Here is a 16,479-nt window from a genome sequence, read left to right on the forward strand (position 1 = left end):
TCAGAGGTTCACCGCGCGCCGCCGCGGGTCGCGGACATCGATGCCCGCCTCGGCCCACGCCTCGCGCAGGGCGTCCGCGCCCCGCACCCGCACCCAGGCCGCCTCGGTCGCGGTGACCGGGGTGACGCTGAGGTAGCGCACCGGCTCGGCCGGGTCGGGCAGGGGCACCTCGGGCAGCTCGCTCTCGCCGAGCAGCACCGCGGTGAACGGCGCGTCGCGCCACAGCGGTTCGCCGAGATCGAGCAGGGCGTCCGCCTGCAGGACGACGCCCTCCACCGACGGCGTGGCCACCAGCACGCCGAGCGAACGGACCAGCCCGGCCTGCGCGCCCGCGCCGGACAGCAGCGAGAGCACCAGCTCCGCGCGCGGGCCGCGGACCGGGTCGGCGAGCAGGTCGGCCGGGTCGCCCATGGGATGCCGCGAGCCGCCCAGCGTCGCGTAGTGCACGGCGTCGGCGCCGGGGATGCGCAGGATCTCGATGGGCTCGAGGCCGAGGAAGGTCACCGAGGCCGAGTCCGCCCGGTCGCGGGCGACGCCGTAATGCTCCAGAACCGCCGCGCGGACGGTGTTCACCACGTCCACGGGTCACAGGGCCAATCGGGCGAGCATGTCGCGGGCCTGTTCGGCCTCCCGCGGGTCGCAGAGCACGTCGTAGCGGCCCGCCACCAGCTGCATGGTGGAGGCGAAGTCGCGCTGGCCCTTGGTCGCGGCGTAGGGGATCGAGGTCGAGATGACACCGAAGACGATGCCGCCGACCAGGCCGACCGCCAGGGTGCCCAGCGCCGTGCCCGTGGTGAACAGGCTCAGCAGCAGGCCGAGGAACAGCCCTAGCCAGGCGCCCGACACCACGCCGCCGCCGATGACCTTGCCCCAGGTGAGGCGGTACAGCACCCGCTCCACCTGCATGAGGTCGACGCCGACGATGGTGACGTTCTGCACCGGGAACTGGTTGTCGGCCAGGTAGTCGACCGCGCGCTGCGCCTCGGCGTAGGTCGGGTAGGAGCCGACCGGCCAGCCCGACGGCGGCGTCGGCAGCGGCTGCCTGCCACGGTTCGAGGCGGAATACCCCATGGGGTTCGTCATATGTCCTATTCTGCTACGAACGGGTCATTCCCGCGGCACGCCCCTTCTCCGCGATCACCCGCGCCATCTTGGCCGCGGCCTCGTCGATCATCTCCTCGCCCAGCACGATCGCCCCGCGCGCGCCGCCCGCCGCCGAGGTGTGGAAGGCGTAGGCCTCGAGGATCTCCTCGGCGCGGTCGTAGTCGGCCTGACGCGGGCTGAAGATCTCGTTGCACGCCTCGATCTGTCCCGGATGCAGCACCCACTTGCCGTCGTAGCCGAGCGCGGCGGTGCGCCCGGCGGCGCGGCGGAACCCCTCGATGTCGTGGATCTGCACGTAGGGGCCGTCGATGGCCTGCAGACCGTGCGCGCGGGCGGTGAGCAGGATGGTCATCAGGATCTGGTGGTAGGCGTCGCCGTCGTAGCCCGGCGGCTGCTCGCCGACGACCAGGGTGCGCATGTTGAGGCTGGCCATGAAGTCGCCGGGGCCGAAGACCAGCGCTCGCACGCGCGGGCTCGCGGTGGCGATGGCGTCGATGTTGCGCAAGCCGAGCGCGTCCTCGATCTGCGGCTCGATGCCGATGCGCCCGACCTCGAGGCCCGCCGTCCGCTCCAGCTGGGTCAGCAGCAGGTCGAGGGCGCGGACCTGGCCCGCGTCGGTGACCTTGGGCAGCAGGATGCCGTCCAGCGCCGCGCCCGCGCCCTCCACGACGGTGATCACGTCGGCGTAGGTCCACGGCGTGCTCCAGTCGTTGACCCGCACGACCCGCAGCTGCCTGCCCCAGCCCGGCTCGTGCAGCGCGGCGACGACGGTGGCGCGCGCGGCGGCCTTGGCGGCAGGCGCGACCGCGTCCTCCAGGTCGAGGAACACCTCGTCGACCGGCAGTCCCTTGGCCTTGGCGATCATCTTCGGATTGCTGCCGGGCACGGCGAGAACCGAGCGGCGGGACTGCGCGGACGTCATGGGCACTCCTCTGTGATGTTCACCGGCGGCGGCCGCGCCGAGGCCGGGCCGACGCGCCGCACCCTCTAGCCTGACAGGCATGGCAGCTACCAGGGTGTACGTGGCCAGGCTGGCCGGCCTGGCGGTGCTCGGCCCGGACGGGGAGTCTATCGGCCGGGTCCGGGACGCGGTCGTGGCGATCCGGTACGACCACGCGCAGCCACGGGTACACGGCCTGGTGGTCGAATTGCCCACCCGGCGGCGCATCTTCGTGCCGATGCTGCGGATCACCGCGATCGAACCGGGCATGGTCACGCTGAACACGGGCACGGTCAGCCTGCGGCGTTTCGCGCAGCGGCCGGGCGAGCTGCTCGCCCTGGCGCAGATCGTCGACTCCCAGGTCCGGGTGACCGATCCGGACCTGCCCGACCTGGTCGACGTCGACGTGCACGTGGTGGACCTGGGGATCGAGCAGACCCGGACGAGGGACTGGGTGGTCGGGCGGGTCGCGGTGCGCGGGCACCGGCGCCTCGGCAGGCGGCGCACCGTGCACGTGGTCGACTGGTCGCAGGTCACCGGGCTCACCCCCTACGAGGTCGGCAGGCCCGGCCAGGACGTGACGTCGCTGCTGTCGCAGTTCGAGGGCCTCCGCCCGGCCGACGTGGCCCACCGGCTGCGCGAACTGCCGGAGAAGCGGCGCATCGAGGTCGCCGTCGCCCTGGACGACGAGCGCCTCGCCGACGTCGTCCAGGAGCTGCCCGACGACGACCAGATCGACCTGCTCGGCCACCTCGAGGTGCGCCGCGCCGCGGACGTCCTCGAGGCCATGGATCCCGACGACGCCGCCGACCTGCTCGGCGAGCTGCCCGAGAGCGAGGCCGAGTCGCTGCTCGCGCTGATGGACCCGGAGGAGTCCGAGCCGGTGCGCCGCCTGCTGGCGCACTCCCCCGACACCGCGGGCGGCCTGATGACCCCCGAGCCGGTCATCCTGAGCCCGGCGACCACGGTCGCCGAGGCGCTGGCCCGGGTCCGCAACCCCGACCTGACGCCCGCGCTGGCCTCGATGGTGTTCGTCGTCCGCCCGCCGACGGCCACCCCGACCGGCCGATACCTGGGCTGCGTGCACACCCAGCAGCTGCTGCGTGAGCCGCCCGCGCACCTGGTCGGCGGGCTCGTCGACACCGATCTGTCGGCGCTGTCGCCCGGGCAGCCGCTCTCGGCGGTCACCCGGTACTTCGCCACCTACAACCTGGTCTGCGGGCCGGTGGTCGACGCCGAGAACCACCTGCTCGGCGCGGTGACCGTCGACGACGTCCTCGACCATCTGCTACCCGAGGACTGGCGCGAAGAGGACGACCCGCCGCCGGTCGGCGTCGCCGGAGAGGGACATCGATGACCGACAAGAGCTCCGCCCGGCTCCGGCTGGAGACCCCGGTCGGCAGCCGGTTCCGCCTCGACTTCGACGGCGAGGCGTTCGCCAGGGCCAGCGAGCAGGTCGCGCGGTTCCTCGGCACCGGGCGGTACCTGGCGATCCAGACGGTGATCGTGATCGTCTGGATCGTGCTGAACGTGTTCGTGGTGGCCCTGCAGTGGGACCCGTACCCGTTCATCCTGCTCAACCTGGCCTTCTCCACCCAGGCGGCCTACGCGGCGCCGCTGATCCTGCTGGCCCAGAACCGGCAGGACAACCGCGACAAGGTCTCCCTCGAGGAGGACCGGATGCGGGCGGCCCAGACAAAGGCCGACACGGAGTTCCTCGCGCGCGAGCTGGCGTCCCTGCGGCTGGCCGTCGGCGACGTCGCCACCCGCGACTACCTGCGGCGGGAGCTCGACGACATCCGCGACGCGCTGGACCGGATCGCGGTCGCCACCGAGGCGGGCGACGCGCCGGGCGCGGGCAAGAAGCGAAAAGCCAACCGCAAGAAAACCTCCGGTCAAACAGCACCCGAGGTCCAGGTTTCGCCGAGCGTTCCCGATGAATGACCGGAAATGCTCAACAAGATTGTGACCGGTAGGTAACCTGGACCACATTGTGTACGGCGGAGGCGCACGGGGGACCTGCACGGCGCCCTTCGCGACGACGTGAGGGTTGGTGTAGCTACATGCGTATCTCTGCTCCGATAACGATGTCGGCCCTCGTCGTCGCCGGTCTGGTCGCTTCCGGCTCCACCTCCGCCGTCTCGAATCCGAGCACCGCGCCGACCGCGCCGGAGGCCCTGCTCGCCGCCGCCGCGACGGGCACGGGCGCCGAGAGCGACGACCCCGACGCCGAACTGTCCCAGAGTGTCGGGCTGCTACCCGTCAGCGCGGAACCGCCGCGCAAGCTGCGCGCGCTCACCCCGCCCGCCGACGGCGTCGCCCCCTTCGCCGGGACCGTGCCCCTGCAGAGCATCTCCCTCCCCACCGGCAGCGGCGCCCTCGGCATCCCCGAGATCGTGCTCGCCGCCTACCGCAACGCCGAGCTGGCCATGGAGACCGCCGAGCCGGGCTGCGGTGTCACCTGGAACCTGCTCGCCGGCATCGGCCGCATCGAGTCCGCGCACGCGAGCAGCGGGCGCACCGACGCCGCGGGCACGACGACCACGCCGATCTTCGGACCCGCCCTCGACGGCACGCTGCCGGGCAACGAGGTCATCAAGGCCGCCGAGGGCGGTTACGTGCGCGCGGTCGGGCCCATGCAGTTCCTGCCGAGCACCTGGGCACACTACGCCTCCGACGGCAACGGCGACGGCGTCGCCGACCCGCACAACGTCTTCGACGCGGCGCTCGGCGCCGCCAAGTACCTGTGCTCGGGCGGGCTGAACCTGCGCGACGCGGCCCAGGAACTGCGCGCGGTGCTGCGCTACAACAACTCGATGTCCTACGCGGCGAACGTGCTCAGCTGGTCGGCGGCCTACCGGACGGGCGGCGCGCCGAGCCAGGTCAGCATCTCCCCCGACCTGATCCCGCCGGGCAGTTCGCCGATGAACGGTGGCGGCGGCGCGAACATGGTCGCGACCAACGCCGAGGCCCCGGTCACCGCCGCCCCGCCGTCGACCACGAAGGCACTGCCGCCGAACACCCCCAAGGTCACCACGCCGACCGAGGTCATGATCACCCTGCCCGGCCTGCCGCCGATCCCCTGCGGCATCTTCTGCCCCGCGCCGGCGCCCGCCCCGGTGGATCCGTGTGCGGTCCAGGCCGATCCGGCGCCTGCGGTCAAGCCCGAGGACGAGTCGGCGCCGAAGGCGGCCACCGAGCAGACCTTCGGCGCGAACGCCCCGCGCGACCCGGCGCAGGCCGCGCAACCCCGGGAGGACCAGCCCGCCGACGCGCAGGCCGCGCAGTGCCAGGCGGTGGAGACCCCGGCGCCTGCTCCCGCCGCGCCGACGAAGACGCCCGAACCCGGTGTCGCCGAGGCGGCTCCGGAGCCGGAGGCGCCCGCCGCGCCCGCGCCCGCCGCGCCGACACCGACCCAGCAGCCGGGCATCACGCTGCCCTTCGGCATCACCATCCCGGTCCCCGCGCCGCCCGCCCCCTGATCGCGAACACACATCACAACGGGGTAACAAAAAGGTCTCGGATGCGGTAACCTCTTCTCATCCAACATGGTTGAGGAGGGCACCACACCGTGGGTCGTCACCGGAAACAGCCTGCTACCACCGTTCGGCGTAGCTCGCTCATCGCACTGACCGGACTGGTTCCCGCCGGACTCGTCGCGGTCACCGCGGCCGCCGCCACCAACGCGGGCACCGCCGCCGCGCCGGCCGCGGTCGAAACCGACCTGCCCACCGGCGAACTCGAGGCCGTCGCCGCCGCGCAGGCCGAGGCGCCCGCGATGCACGCGATGGCGAACCTGTCGGCCTCGGCGACGCCCGAGGTGCGCACCGTCGCCCAGCCGAACGACCGGGTCGCCGCCGATCTCCCGGCGGGCCCGCTCGGCATCCCCGGCATCGCCGTGGCCGCCTACCAGCACGCCGAGGAGGTGCTGGCCGCGCAGAACCCGAACTGTCACATGCCCTGGACGATGCTGGCGGGCATCGGCCGCGTGGAGTCCACCCACGCCTACGGCAAGGCCGACGCCGCGGGCAACCCGATCAAGGCCGTGTACGGCCCGGTGCTCGACGGCAGCCTCTACGGCAACAACGTCATCCACGACAGCGACAACGGCGCCCTGGACGGCCTCGACGGCTACGACCGGGCCATCGGTCCCATGCAGTTCCTGCCCGAGACCTGGCACCGCTACGCCGCCGACGGCAACAACGACGGCATCGCCGACCCGCAGAACCTGTTCGACGCCGCGCTGACGGCGGGCCGCTACCTGTGCGACGGCGGCCTGGACATGCGCGATCTCGGTCAGCAGACCAAGGCGATCCTGCGCTACAACAACTCCATGGCCTACGTGGCCAATGTGATGGCCTGGGCGGGCTCCTACGCCAGCGGCCTGGCACCCAAGCCCCAGGACCTGCCGCGAATCTGACACCGCCTACCATCGGGCGTATGCCAGTGATTACGGAAGCGGATGTGCGGGCCGCGCTCTCGAAGGTCGACGACCCGGAGATCCGCAAGCCGATCACCGAGTTGGGCATGGTCAAGAGTGTCGCCATCGCCGACAACAACGACGTGCACATCGAGATCTACCTGACCACCTCCGGCTGCCCGTTGCGCACCGAGATCGTGCAGCGGGTGACCGGCGCGGTCGCCGACGTGGCGGGCGCGGGCGCGGTGACCGTCGACCTGGACGTGATGAGCGACGAGCAGCGCACCGAGCTGCGCAAGCAGCTGCGCGGTGACTCCGCCGAGCCGGTCATCCCGTTCGCCCAGCCCGGCTCGCTGACCCGGGTCTACGCCGTCGCCTCCGGCAAGGGCGGCGTCGGCAAGTCCAGCGTCACCGCGAACCTCGCCGTCGCGCTGGCCGAGCGCGGCCTGTCGGTCGGCGTCCTCGACGCCGACATCTACGGCCACTCCATCCCGCGCATGCTGGGCACCGACGCCCGCCCGACCCAGGTCGAGCGGATGATCCTGCCGCCGGTCGCCCACAACGTGAAGATGATCTCGATCGCGCAGTTCACCCAGGGCAACACGCCCGTGGTGTGGCGCGGCCCGATGCTGCACCGCGCGCTGCAGCAGTTCCTGGCCGACGTGTTCTGGGGCGACCTGGACGTGCTGCTGCTCGACCTGCCCCCCGGCACCGGCGACGTCGCCATCTCCATCGCCCAGCTGATCCCGAACGCCGAGATCCTGGTCGTCACCACCCCGCAGCCCGCCGCCGCCGAGGTCGCCGAGCGGGCGGGCGCGATCGCGTTGCAGACCCGCCAGCGCATCGCGGGCGTCGTGGAGAACATGTCCTGGCTGGACCTGCCCGACGGCAGCCGCATGGAGCTCTACGGCTCGGGCGGCGGCGAGGCGGTCGCCGAGCGGCTGACCCGCGCGGTCGGCGCGTCGGTGCCGCTGCTCGGCCAGATCCCGATCGAGCAGGCGCTGCGCGAGGGCGGCGACGAGGGCACCCCGATCGTGCTGGCGGACCCGGAGAGCCCGGCCGCCAAGGCGCTGCGCGCGGTCGCCGACAAGCTGGCCGTGCGCCGCCGCGGCCTGGCGGGCATGTCGCTGGGCATCGACACCACCCGCCACCTCTGACGCGACGGGCCTGCCCATGACACTGCTGATGTACATCCTGATCGTCGGGCTCGTTGCGGTGATGATGTTCCTGCTCGCCAGTGTGATCTTCGGGCGTTCCGAGGAACTGGGCCCGCTGCCCGAGGACACCACCGCCACGGTGCTGCCCGCCCAGGGCGTCACCGGCGCCGACGTGCGGGCGCTGCGGTTCCAGCAGGTGGTGCGCGGCTACAAGGCCGCCGAGGTCGACTGGGCCCTCGCCCGGCTGGCGGGCCGGATCGACGAGCTGGAGACCGAGGTGACGCGGCTGCGCCAGTGGCAGGCTGCGGTCGCCGCGTCGGCGGCGCCCGCGGCGGGCACCCAGCAGCCGTGACCGGCACCGAGCCGCCCGCCGACGACGGCCGGATCCGCTGCGGCTGGTCGACGGGTTCCCAGCTCTACCGCGACTACCACGACCACGAGTGGGGCAGGCCGCTGCGCGGCGCGGACGCGATGTTCGAGCGGCTGTGCCTCGAGGCGTTCCAGTCCGGGCTGTCCTGGCTCACCATCCTGCGCAAACGGCCCGCCTTCCGCGCGGCCTTCGCCGGGTTCGCGATCGAGCGGGTCGCCCGCTTCACCGACGCCGACCGCGCGCGTCTGCTGGCCGACCCCGGCATCGTGCGCAACCGGGCCAAGATCGACGCGGCGATCGCCAACGCCGCGGTTGCCCGGGAGCTGCCCGTCCCGCTCGACGAGCTCGTCTGGTCCTTCGCGCCGCCGCCGCGGCCGCGGCCGGCCACCCTCGCCGATGTGCCCGCCACCACACCCGAATCGATTGCTCTGGCAAAGGAATTGAAGCGCCGCGGCTTCCGTTTCGTCGGCCCGACCACGGCCTACGCACTGATGCAGGCCACCGGAATGGTGGACGATCACATCGCGGTTTGCTGGGTCGGCGGCGTGTCGGACGGAACCGACTCACCAGTCACATTTCGAACTCAGGTGTCCGCCCCGATCGGCAATAGGGAAGAATAGGACCGGTGTGGCCCGCCGAACACCGGCGAGCCCGCCGGTTGGCGACAACCGGCAACGCCGAGAACAGTGCGCAGAAACACCGCGCAGATCTGGAGGGAGCAGAGGATGGCGGCCATGAAGCCCCGTACCGGGGACGGTCCCCTCGAGGCAACCAAGGAAGGTCGTGGAATCGTGATGCGGGTTCCACTCGAGGGTGGCGGGCGACTGGTCGTCGAGCTCACGCCGGACGAGGCGGCGGCGCTCGGTGACGAACTGAAGAGCGTCACCAGCTGACGGCTCTGCACGAGGTGGCCGCACTCCTGGCCTGTCCGGAGTGCGGCCACTCCTTACACCCTGGTGACCGCGCGCTGCGCTGCCCCACCGGGCACAGCTTCGACCTCGCCAAGCAGGGCTATGTGAGCCTGCTGACCGGCGCGGCGACCAAGATGTCCGGCGACACCGCCGACATGCTGGACGCCCGCGCCGCCTTCCAGGGCGCCGGTCATTTCGCGGCGATCGCCGCGGCCGTCGCGGAGGCCGCGACCGGACCGGGCCCGGTCCTCGACGTGGGCGCGGGCACCGGCTACTACCTGGCCCGGGTCCTCGACGCGCACCCCGACCGGCACGGCATCGCCCTCGACGTCGCCAAGCCCGCCGCGCGCCGGGCGGCGCGGGCCCACCCGAGGATGGCGTCGGTCCTCGCCGACGCGTGGGGCGGGCTGCCCGTCCGCGACGCCGCGATCGGCACGGTGCTCTCGGTCTTCGCGCCCCGTAATCCCGCCGAGGTCGCCCGGGTCCTCGGTCCCGGCGGCCGGTTCGTGGTGGTCACCCCGACCGCTGGGCACCTCGGCGAGCTCGTCGGCCCCCTCGGCATGGTCCGGGTCGATCCGGACAAGGAGCGGCGGCTGACCGAGGCGATGGACGGCGTGTTCGCCCGCCTCGCGACGACCCCGGTCGAGTTCGCGATGCCGCTCTCGCGCGCCGATGTCACCCGGGTGATCGCGATGGGGCCGTCGGCCTTCCACGGCGCCCCGGCCGACGATCCGCGGATCGCGGCCCTGCCCGAGACGACCGAGGTGACGGCCTCGGTCACCGTGTCGGTGTTCGCGCCGGCCTGATCAGCGCACCTTGCGGTAGACGTCGAGGGTGCGCTCGGCGATGCGCGCCCAGTCGAACTCCGCGATCGCCCGCGCCCGCCCCGCCCGGCCGTAGCGGGCCGCCGTCGCCGGGTCGCCGGCGACGGCGTTGACGGCCTCGGCCAGCCCGCGTTCGTAGGCGGCCGCGGCGCCCGCGTCGTAGTGCACCAGGGTCCCGGTGACGCCGTCGGCGACCACCTCGGGGATGCCGCCGACATCGGAGGCGACCACGGCGGTGCCGCAGGCCATGGCCTCGAGGTTCACGATGCCGAGCGGCTCGTAGACCGAGGGGCACACGAACACGTCCGCCCCGCGCAGGATCTGGCGTACCTGCTCGGTGGGCAGCATCTCCTTCACCCAGAACACGTTGCCGCGGCGCTCCCGCAGTCGCGCCACCGCGTCGGCGACCTCCCGCTCGAGCTCGGGGGTGTCGGCCGCGCCCGCGCACAGCACGAGCTGGATGTCCGGATCGAACCCGGCCGCCGCGGCCAGTAGGTGCCCGACGCCCTTCTGCCGGGTGATCCGGCCGACGAAGGCCGCGACCGGGGCGTCGGCGCGCACCCCGAGCCGCTCCAGCACCGGTTCCTGTCCGGGCGCCGGGTCGCCCGGATGCCACACGGTGGCGTCGATCCCGTTGTGCACGACGTGGACCCGGCCCGGGTCGATCGCCGGATAGGCGTCGAGGACGTCGCGGCGCATGCCCTCGCTGACCGCGATGACCGCGTCGGCCTGTTCCATGGCGGTGCGTTCCGACCACGAGGACAGCCGGTAGCCGCCGCCGAGCTGCTCGGCCTTCCAGGGGCGCCGCGGTTCGAGGGAGTGCGCGGTGAGCACGTGCGGCATGCCGTAGAGGGTGGCCGAGAGGTGCCCGGCCAGGCCGGTGTACCAGGTGTGCGAGTGGACCACGTCGGCGGCGCCGAGCGCCGCGGTCATCCGCAGCTGCGCCGACATCATCGCCAGCGCGGGATTGGCGGCGCGCAGCGCGGGATCCGGTTGGTGCACCTCGGCGTTCGGCCGCGGGACGCCCATACAGTGCACGGTCACCTCGCACAGCTCCCGCAGGCGCGCGGTGAGCTCGGTGACGTGCACCCCCGCCCCGCCGTAGACCTCCGGCGGGTACTCCCGGGTCAGCATGGCCACTTGCAGTCGCACCGATCCAAATTAGACCCTCGGGTCCACCCGGGCCACCGCAGGAGGCGACTCACGGTAGGTTGGCAGGGGTGAGGAGCCAGCCGCACGTACTCGGGATCGTGCTCGCCGGTGGCGAGGGTAAGCGCCTTTTTCCGCTCACTGCCGACCGTGCCAAGCCCGCGGTGCCCTTCGGTGGCGCCTACCGTCTCATCGACTTCGTTCTCAGCAACCTCGTCAACGCCGGCTATCTACGCCTGTGCGTGCTCACCCAGTACAAGTCCCATTCCCTGGACCGCCACATCTCCCAGACCTGGCGGCTGTCCGGGTTCACCGGCGAGTACATCACCCCGGTGCCCGCCCAGCAGCGGCTCGGGCCGCGCTGGTACACCGGCAGCGCCGACGCGATCATGCAGTCGCTCAACCTGATCTACGACGAGGACCCCGACTACATCGTGGTCTTCGGCGCCGACCACGTCTACCGGATGGACCCGGAGCAGATGGTGGCCAGCCACATCGCCTCCGGCGCCGGGGTCACCGTGGCCGGTATCCGCGTGCCGCGCAGCGAGGCGAGCGCCTTCGGCTGCATCGACTCCGACGAGTCCGGCCGCATCACCCAGTTCCTGGAGAAGCCCGCCCATCCGCCCGGCACACCCGACGACCCCAACGTCACGTTCGCCTCGATGGGTAACTACGTCTTCACCACCCGGGTCCTGGTCGACGCCATCCGCGCGGACGCCGAGAACGGCGACTCCGATCACGACATGGGCGGCGACATCATCCCCACCCTGGTCGCCGCGGGCGAGGCCGCGGTCTACGACTTCGCCGACAACGAGGTCCCCGGCGCCACCGAGCGCGACCGCGGCTACTGGCGCGACGTGGGCACCATCGACGCGTTCTACGCCGCGCACATGGACCTGGTCTCGGTGCATCCGGTGTTCAACCTCTACAACAAGCACTGGCCGATCCGCGGCGCCGCCGAGAATCTGCCGCCCGCCAAGTTCGCCCAGGGCGGGCTCGCCCAGGAGTCGATCGTGGGGGCGGGCTCGATCCTGTCGGCGGCGACGGTGCGGAACTCGGTCCTCAGCTCCAACGTCATGATCGACGACGGCGCGACCGTGGAGGGCAGCGTGCTCATGCCCGGCGTGCGGGTCGGGCGCGGCGCCGTGGTGCGTCACGCCATCCTGGACAAGAACGTGGTGGTCGGCGAGGGCGAGATCATCGGCGTCGACCTCGACCGCGACCGCCAGCGGTTCGCGGTCAGCAACGGCGGCGTGGTGACCGTCGGCAAGGGGGCGTGGGTCGGCTGATCAGCCCCGGGAGGCGCACAGCACGCCGTCCCCGACGGGGATGAGCACGCTGGTCAGCTCGGGGTTCTCGGCGATGGCCCTGGTGGCCGCCCTGACCGCCTGGGTGGCCGGATCGCGCTGGGCCGGGTCGGGCACCCGCCCGCCGAGCAGCGCGTTGTGCAGCACGAACACCCCGCCCTCGCGCAGCAGCCGCACGCCCTGCTCCACGTACTGCGGGTGCTCGAGCGGGGCGGCGTCGACGAAGACCAGGTCGTAGGCGCCGTCGGCGAGCCGGGGCAGCACGTCGAGGGCGCGGCCGTTGATGAGGCGGGTCCGCGCGGGCGGGATCTCGGCGGTGCGGAACGCCTCCTTGGCGGCGCGCTGATGCTCCGGCTCGGAGTCGATGGTGGTCAGGGTGCCGTCCTCGCGCATGCCGTCCAGCAGCCACAGCCCGCTGATCCCGGCGCCGGTGCCGACCTCGACGACCGCCCGGGCGCCCAGCATCTGCGCGTACATGCTCAGCAGCGCTCCCACCGAGGCGGGCACCGGCGCCGCGCCCAGCTCGGTGGCCCGCTCCCGTGCGCCGAGCAGGACTTCGTCCTCCACGACGGACTCCTCCACAAAGGCGAGGTTGCGCTCCACGTTCGATGCCACGGCTATGAGGCTAGGGCACCGACCGGGTCTGTGTATTCAGCGAAGCCGCCCGTTTCGGTAAGTGTTCTACAACACCACAGCGGTTGCCGGAAGTTTGCGGATTGGTCACGACCGGCCCCGCGATGATGCGTTCGCGCACGCCGCGGCGATGTACTGACAGCGGTGACCGATTCTCAGGTGCTCCTCAGGGTATCCATACGTCACCCATACCAGCGCAGGAAATAGTTGCCCTACGCAAGACCAGCCGATCGCGGCCGGTGCGGGACACGGGAACAAACGGCACACCGCTGCCGGTTGATCCCGGTGAAGTTCAGGTTCGCTGACCCGGACCGGAGCGGTGTCGCACCCGCGGTCCCGAGTAGGAGGTGTCCCCATCCACATGGTCGACGCGGCGCGTGAAAACGCCACACTGTCCGAGCAGGCTCTCACCGCCGATCTCGCCCTCACCGGCGCGGATCCGATGATCGACGCCGCCGATGTCCCCGACGCCGAACTCACCGGAACCGCCGCCTTCGACGCCACCGGCGACCGCGCCGTCATGCCGTCCTGGGACGAGCTGGTCCGCGAACACGCCGACCGGGTCTACCGCCTGGCCTACCGCCTCTCCGGCGACGCGCAGGACGCCGAGGACCTGACCCAGGAGACCTTCATCCGGGTCTTCCGCTCCCTGCAGAACTACCAGCCCGGCACCTTCGAGGGCTGGCTGCACCGCATCACCACCAACCTCTTCCTCGACATGGTCCGCCGCCGCAACCGCATCCGCATGGAGGCGCTGCCCGAGGACTACGACCGGGTGCCCGCCGAGGGCCCGACCCCCGAGGACGTCTACCACGACGCCCGCCTCGACCCCGATCTGCAGTCCGCCCTTGACTCGCTGGCGCCGGAGTTCCGCGCCGCGGTGGTCCTGTGTGACATCGAGGGCCTGTCCTACGAGGAGATCGGCGCGACGCTCGGCGTCAAACTGGGTACCGTCCGCAGCCGCATCCACCGCGGGCGGCAGGCACTGCGTGAATACCTTGCGCATAATGGAAGCGGGCAGCGGTTCGCCGCTGATTCCTACGCAGGGTGACGCCGTGATCCGGCATCATCGGTTCGGATAGATGTCGGTCGGAAGGATGAACTCGCAGATGAGTGTGGATCCCGGCACCTCAGGCCGTGCACCGCGATTCCAGCCCACCGAGCATCTGGCCAGCGAGGCCGTGGCCGCCTATGTCGACGGCGAGCTGCGCATGAACGCCTATCTGCGCGCCGCGCAGCATCTCTCGCTGTGCCCGGAGTGCGCGGCCGAGGTGGAAGCCCAGCAGCAGGCGCGCATCGCCCTGCGCGGCGCGGGCGAGGTCTCGATCCCCCGTTCGCTGCACGACAGCCTGACCCGGATCCCGCTGGCGGAACTGCCCCCGACCGTCGGCAACGCCGCGGGCGAGCCCCGCCGCAACGAGGCGATTCGCGGATTCCTCACCGATTCGTTCACCGCGACCCGGTGGACCACGTGGCGGCGCAAGTAGAGTTTCGGGCGTGACAGGCGAATCGACGAATTCCGGCCGGGACGAGAACGCGGAATCGGCCGCCGATCGGGGGAATCTCCGCCCGGCCGACGCACCGGTCCTCGGCCCGCGCCCGGTGCTCCGGCCGCACATCGACTCCCACACCGCGCGCGCGTTCCGCCGCCCGCAGGGCCTGACCGGCTCGTTCTCCGCGCACGACCCGCAGCGCGGCGCGGACAGGCGCCCCACCGACGAACAGATCTCCACGCCGCGTCCGCCCGACGCCGTGCTGGCCGAGGCGTTCGGCCGCCCCGAGGGGTCCGACGAGCTGCTGCAGCGCGAGCCCGGCAGCGAGGAGCAGGTGGTCGTCGCGGGCCCGGAGGATCCGTGGCGCGATCCCGCCGCGCCCGCCCGGCTCGGCTCCCCCGCCGTGGCGACCCCGGCGCCCGCGCCGCGCCCCAAGGGCCGCAAGCTGAGCGCGCGCGAGGTCCTCTTCGGCTCCACGGTCGCGCCCAAGGCGCTGGCCCTGCTCGCGGTGCTGGCCCTCGGCATCGGCGTGCTCGGCGGGCTGGTCGGCCGGATCACCGCCGAGACCGCCTCGACCCTGACCTCCCGCAAGGTCACCCTCTCCCAGACCGAGGACCAGGAACGGCCGCACGGCCAGATCGCGGCGGTCGCCAACGCCGTGCTGCCCTCGGTGGTCTCGATCCGGGTGACCGTCGGCGAGAACGGCGCGACCGGCTCGGGCGTCGTGATCGACGGCAACGGCTACATCGTCACCAACAACCACGTGATCTCCATGGCGGCCACCGACAAGACCAACCGGGCCGCCATCCAGGTCCAGTTCTCCGACGGCTCGCGGGTGCCGGCCAAGATCGTCGGCCGCGACCCCAAGACCGATCTGGCCGTCCTGAAGGTCGATGTGAAGAACATCACCGTGGCCAAGCTGGGCAAGTCCTCCGACGTGCAGGTCGGCGACGACGTGCTCGCCGTCGGTTCGCCGCTCGGCCTGAGCAAGACCGTCACCTCCGGCATCGTCAGCGCCCTGCACCGCCCGGTGAAGCTGGCCGGCGAGGGCAGCGACACCAACGCGGTCATCGACGCCGTGCAGACCGACGCCTCCATCAACCCGGGTAACTCCGGTGGCGCGCTGGTCGACATGCAGGGCCGCGTGGTCGGCATCAACACCGCCATCCGCTCGGAGACCGGCGGTTCGGTCGGCCTCGGCTTCGCCATCCCGGTCGACGTGATGACCACCGTCGCGCAGACCCTCATCCGCGACGGCCAGATGCACCACCCGTTCATCGGCCTGAGCGCGCGCACCAAGACCGTCGCCAACGAGGTCATGAGCGGCGCCGCGGTGGCCGACGTGCAGCCCGGCGGCCCCGCGCAGAAGGCGGGCATCGTCGAGAACGACGTCATCGTCAAGATCGGCGACCGCGAGGTCACCGGCCCCGACGAACTCGTCGTCGCGGTCCAGCAGCACAAGATCGGCGACACCGTCAACGTCCAGCTGATCCGGGACGGCCGCCAGGTCGACGTCCCGGTCACCCTCGAATCCGACTGACGGAGAACGGCTTCGAGGATCCCGAGCGAGAACATGCTCGGGCAACCCCGCCGGGCCTGCCTCGAGGAGGCACCCGGCGCGGCCGTCCCGTCGAGCAGTGGACCGAGACCGTGCGGCGCGGCCGCGCGCATCGGTTCGGTGTTCGACGGGACACCTGGGGCCGCGAACACGGCGCGCCGGCGCTAAAATATCCCCGTGTTCAGCAATGTCGGTTGGAGCGAGATGATGATCTTGCTCGTGGCCGCCCTCGTCATTCTCGGTCCGGAGCGCTTGCCCGGCGCCGTGCGCTGGACCACCCGTTCCCTGCGTCAGGTCCGCGACTACGCCAGCGGCGCCACCTCGCAGCTGAAGGAGGAGCTGGGGCCGGAGTTCGACGAGCTGCGCAAGCCGCTGGCCGAGCTGAACGAACTGCGCTCGATGTCGCCGCGCGCGGCGGTCACCAAGCATCTGCTCGGCGGGGACGATTCGGTACTGCGGGATCTGGAGAAGGCGGTCCCGGACAAGCAGCAGTTGTTCGGGACGAGCAGCGGCATGCCCGCGCCGTCGATGCCGCCCGCGCAGAAACCCCTCGATCGCAACGAGCGCCCGCCGATCGATTTCGACGCGACCTGAATTCGCACAGAACACACCG

The 16,479-nt window shown here is 72.0% G+C and carries 19 protein-coding genes; 14 read left to right on the forward strand and 5 right to left on the reverse strand.

Translation table 11 applies throughout. The features are described from left to right. The 3 genes from ON36_RS21960 to ON36_RS21970 are packed head-to-tail and all read right to left on the reverse strand — an operon-like array spanning nt 1 to nt 2,026. Entirely contained in the window at nt 1-582 is a 582-nt protein-coding gene (locus tag ON36_RS21960) for a suppressor of fused domain protein (RefSeq protein ID WP_085999671.1), read from the reverse strand. 3 nt (nt 583-585) lie between these two features. Continuing rightward, nucleotides 586-1,083 (reverse strand): YflT domain-containing protein, encoded by a 498-nt coding sequence (locus tag ON36_RS21965; protein WP_043656863.1) that lies wholly within the window; start codon nt 1,081-1,083, stop codon nt 586-588. A 13-nt stretch (nt 1,084-1,096) separates the two neighbouring features. Beyond that, entirely contained in the window at nt 1,097-2,026 is a 930-nt protein-coding gene (locus tag ON36_RS21970; RefSeq protein WP_043656865.1) for an HpcH/HpaI aldolase/citrate lyase family protein, read from the reverse strand. 79 nt (nt 2,027-2,105) lie between these two features. Here ON36_RS21970 and ON36_RS21975 point away from each other — a divergent pair, with 79 nt between their 5' ends. The 9 genes from ON36_RS21975 (at nt 2,106) to ON36_RS22015 (ending at nt 9,708) form a co-directional block, all read left to right on the forward strand. Continuing rightward, entirely contained in the window at nt 2,106-3,401 is a 1,296-nt protein-coding gene (locus tag ON36_RS21975) for a magnesium transporter MgtE N-terminal domain-containing protein (RefSeq protein ID WP_043656866.1), read from the forward strand. Then, a complete protein-coding gene (locus ON36_RS21980) occupies nt 3,398-3,988 on the forward strand; it encodes a DUF1003 domain-containing protein (RefSeq protein WP_043656874.1) in 591 nt (196 codons plus the stop codon). The genes ON36_RS21975 and ON36_RS21980 overlap by 4 nt, the downstream gene beginning before the upstream one ends. A gap of 119 nt (nt 3,989-4,107) precedes the next feature. Continuing rightward, entirely contained in the window at nt 4,108-5,526 is a 1,419-nt protein-coding gene (locus ON36_RS21985; protein WP_043656876.1) for a lytic transglycosylase domain-containing protein, read from the forward strand. An 89-nt stretch (nt 5,527-5,615) separates the two neighbouring features. After that, entirely contained in the window at nt 5,616-6,464 is an 849-nt protein-coding gene (locus ON36_RS21990; RefSeq protein WP_043656878.1) for a lytic transglycosylase domain-containing protein, read from the forward strand. A gap of 20 nt (nt 6,465-6,484) precedes the next feature. Beyond that, nucleotides 6,485-7,621 carry an Mrp/NBP35 family ATP-binding protein gene (locus ON36_RS21995; RefSeq protein WP_043656881.1) on the forward strand — a complete coding sequence of 379 codons (1,137 nt, stop codon included), beginning with the start codon at nt 6,485-6,487 and terminating at the stop codon, nt 7,619-7,621. A gap of 16 nt (nt 7,622-7,637) precedes the next feature. Next, on the forward strand, nt 7,638-7,973 hold the full coding sequence (locus tag ON36_RS22000; RefSeq protein ID WP_052314234.1) for a DivIVA domain-containing protein: 336 nt from the start codon (nt 7,638-7,640) through the stop codon (nt 7,971-7,973). Continuing rightward, nucleotides 7,970-8,611: a DNA-3-methyladenine glycosylase I gene (locus ON36_RS22005; RefSeq protein ID WP_043656885.1), complete on the forward strand. Its 642-nt coding sequence runs from the start codon at nt 7,970-7,972 to the stop codon at nt 8,609-8,611. Before ON36_RS22000 ends, ON36_RS22005 begins: the two co-directional genes overlap by 4 nt. Nucleotides 8,612-8,716: 105 nt before the next feature. Further along, nucleotides 8,717-8,884 (forward strand): DUF3117 domain-containing protein, encoded by a 168-nt coding sequence (locus ON36_RS22010; RefSeq protein ID WP_011211259.1) that lies wholly within the window; start codon nt 8,717-8,719, stop codon nt 8,882-8,884. Nucleotides 8,885-8,898: 14 nt separating this feature from the next. Beyond that, nucleotides 8,899-9,708, forward strand: coding sequence for a putative RNA methyltransferase (locus ON36_RS22015; RefSeq protein WP_157224973.1), 810 nt, complete (start codon nt 8,899-8,901; stop codon nt 9,706-9,708). Here the strand turns inward: ON36_RS22015 and glgA are convergent, their stop codons facing one another. Beyond that, on the reverse strand, nt 9,709-10,872 hold the full coding sequence (gene glgA, locus ON36_RS22020; RefSeq protein ID WP_043656962.1) for a glycogen synthase: 1,164 nt from the start codon (nt 10,870-10,872) through the stop codon (nt 9,709-9,711). A 74-nt stretch (nt 10,873-10,946) separates the two neighbouring features. Between glgA and glgC the strand changes: the two genes are divergently transcribed. After that, on the forward strand, nt 10,947-12,164 hold the full coding sequence (gene glgC / locus ON36_RS22025; RefSeq protein ID WP_043656891.1) for a glucose-1-phosphate adenylyltransferase: 1,218 nt from the start codon (nt 10,947-10,949) through the stop codon (nt 12,162-12,164). On the opposite strand, the gene ON36_RS22030 is transcribed toward glgC, so the two are convergent. Further along, on the reverse strand, nt 12,165-12,797 hold the full coding sequence (locus tag ON36_RS22030) for an O-methyltransferase (protein WP_043656894.1): 633 nt from the start codon (nt 12,795-12,797) through the stop codon (nt 12,165-12,167). A 460-nt stretch (nt 12,798-13,257) separates the two neighbouring features. Between ON36_RS22030 and sigE the strand changes: the two genes are divergently transcribed. From sigE to tatB, 4 genes are all read left to right on the forward strand, one after another. Beyond that, complete coding sequence (sigE, locus tag ON36_RS22035) at nt 13,258-13,866, forward strand: RNA polymerase sigma factor SigE (protein ID WP_052314236.1); 609 nt, start codon at nt 13,258-13,260, stop codon at nt 13,864-13,866. A 58-nt stretch (nt 13,867-13,924) separates the two neighbouring features. Beyond that, nucleotides 13,925-14,302 (forward strand): anti-sigma factor, encoded by a 378-nt coding sequence (locus tag ON36_RS22040; protein WP_043656968.1) that lies wholly within the window; start codon nt 13,925-13,927, stop codon nt 14,300-14,302. Between the two features lie 10 nt (nt 14,303-14,312). Continuing rightward, nucleotides 14,313-15,848, forward strand: a complete 1,536-nt coding sequence (locus tag ON36_RS22045; RefSeq protein WP_043656897.1) for a S1C family serine protease — start codon at nt 14,313-14,315, stop codon at nt 15,846-15,848. Nucleotides 15,849-16,043: 195 nt separating this feature from the next. Then, entirely contained in the window at nt 16,044-16,460 is a 417-nt protein-coding gene (gene tatB, locus ON36_RS22050; RefSeq protein WP_043656898.1) for a Sec-independent protein translocase protein TatB, read from the forward strand. Nucleotides 16,461-16,479: the final 19 nt, after the last annotated feature.

This window comes from Nocardia thailandica NBRC 100428 (assembly GCF_000308795.1).
Classification (GTDB): Bacteria; Actinomycetota; Actinomycetes; order Mycobacteriales; family Mycobacteriaceae; genus Nocardia; species Nocardia thailandica.

What these genes read in the sequence shown, in the direction of transcription:
- ON36_RS21970 (WP_043656865.1), bottom strand. Translation starts at nt 2,026, where the DNA reads ATGACGTCCGCGCAGTCCCGCCGCTCGGTTCTCGCCGTGCCCGGCAGC.
- ON36_RS21995 (WP_043656881.1), top strand. Translation starts at nt 6,485, where the DNA reads ATGCCAGTGATTACGGAAGCGGATGTGCGGGCCGCGCTCTCGAAGGTC.
- ON36_RS22000 (WP_052314234.1), top strand. Translation starts at nt 7,638, where the DNA reads ATGACACTGCTGATGTACATCCTGATCGTCGGGCTCGTTGCGGTGATG.
- ON36_RS21985 (WP_043656876.1), top strand. Translation starts at nt 4,108, where the DNA reads ATGCGTATCTCTGCTCCGATAACGATGTCGGCCCTCGTCGTCGCCGGT.
- ON36_RS21975 (WP_043656866.1), top strand. Translation starts at nt 2,106, where the DNA reads ATGGCAGCTACCAGGGTGTACGTGGCCAGGCTGGCCGGCCTGGCGGTG.
- sigE (WP_052314236.1), top strand. Translation starts at nt 13,258, where the DNA reads ATGATCGACGCCGCCGATGTCCCCGACGCCGAACTCACCGGAACCGCC.
- ON36_RS21980 (WP_043656874.1), top strand. Translation starts at nt 3,398, where the DNA reads ATGACCGACAAGAGCTCCGCCCGGCTCCGGCTGGAGACCCCGGTCGGC.
- ON36_RS22040 (WP_043656968.1), top strand. Translation starts at nt 13,925, where the DNA reads ATGAGTGTGGATCCCGGCACCTCAGGCCGTGCACCGCGATTCCAGCCC.
- ON36_RS21965 (WP_043656863.1), bottom strand. Translation starts at nt 1,083, where the DNA reads ATGACGAACCCCATGGGGTATTCCGCCTCGAACCGTGGCAGGCAGCCG.
- ON36_RS22010 (WP_011211259.1), top strand. Translation starts at nt 8,717, where the DNA reads ATGGCGGCCATGAAGCCCCGTACCGGGGACGGTCCCCTCGAGGCAACC.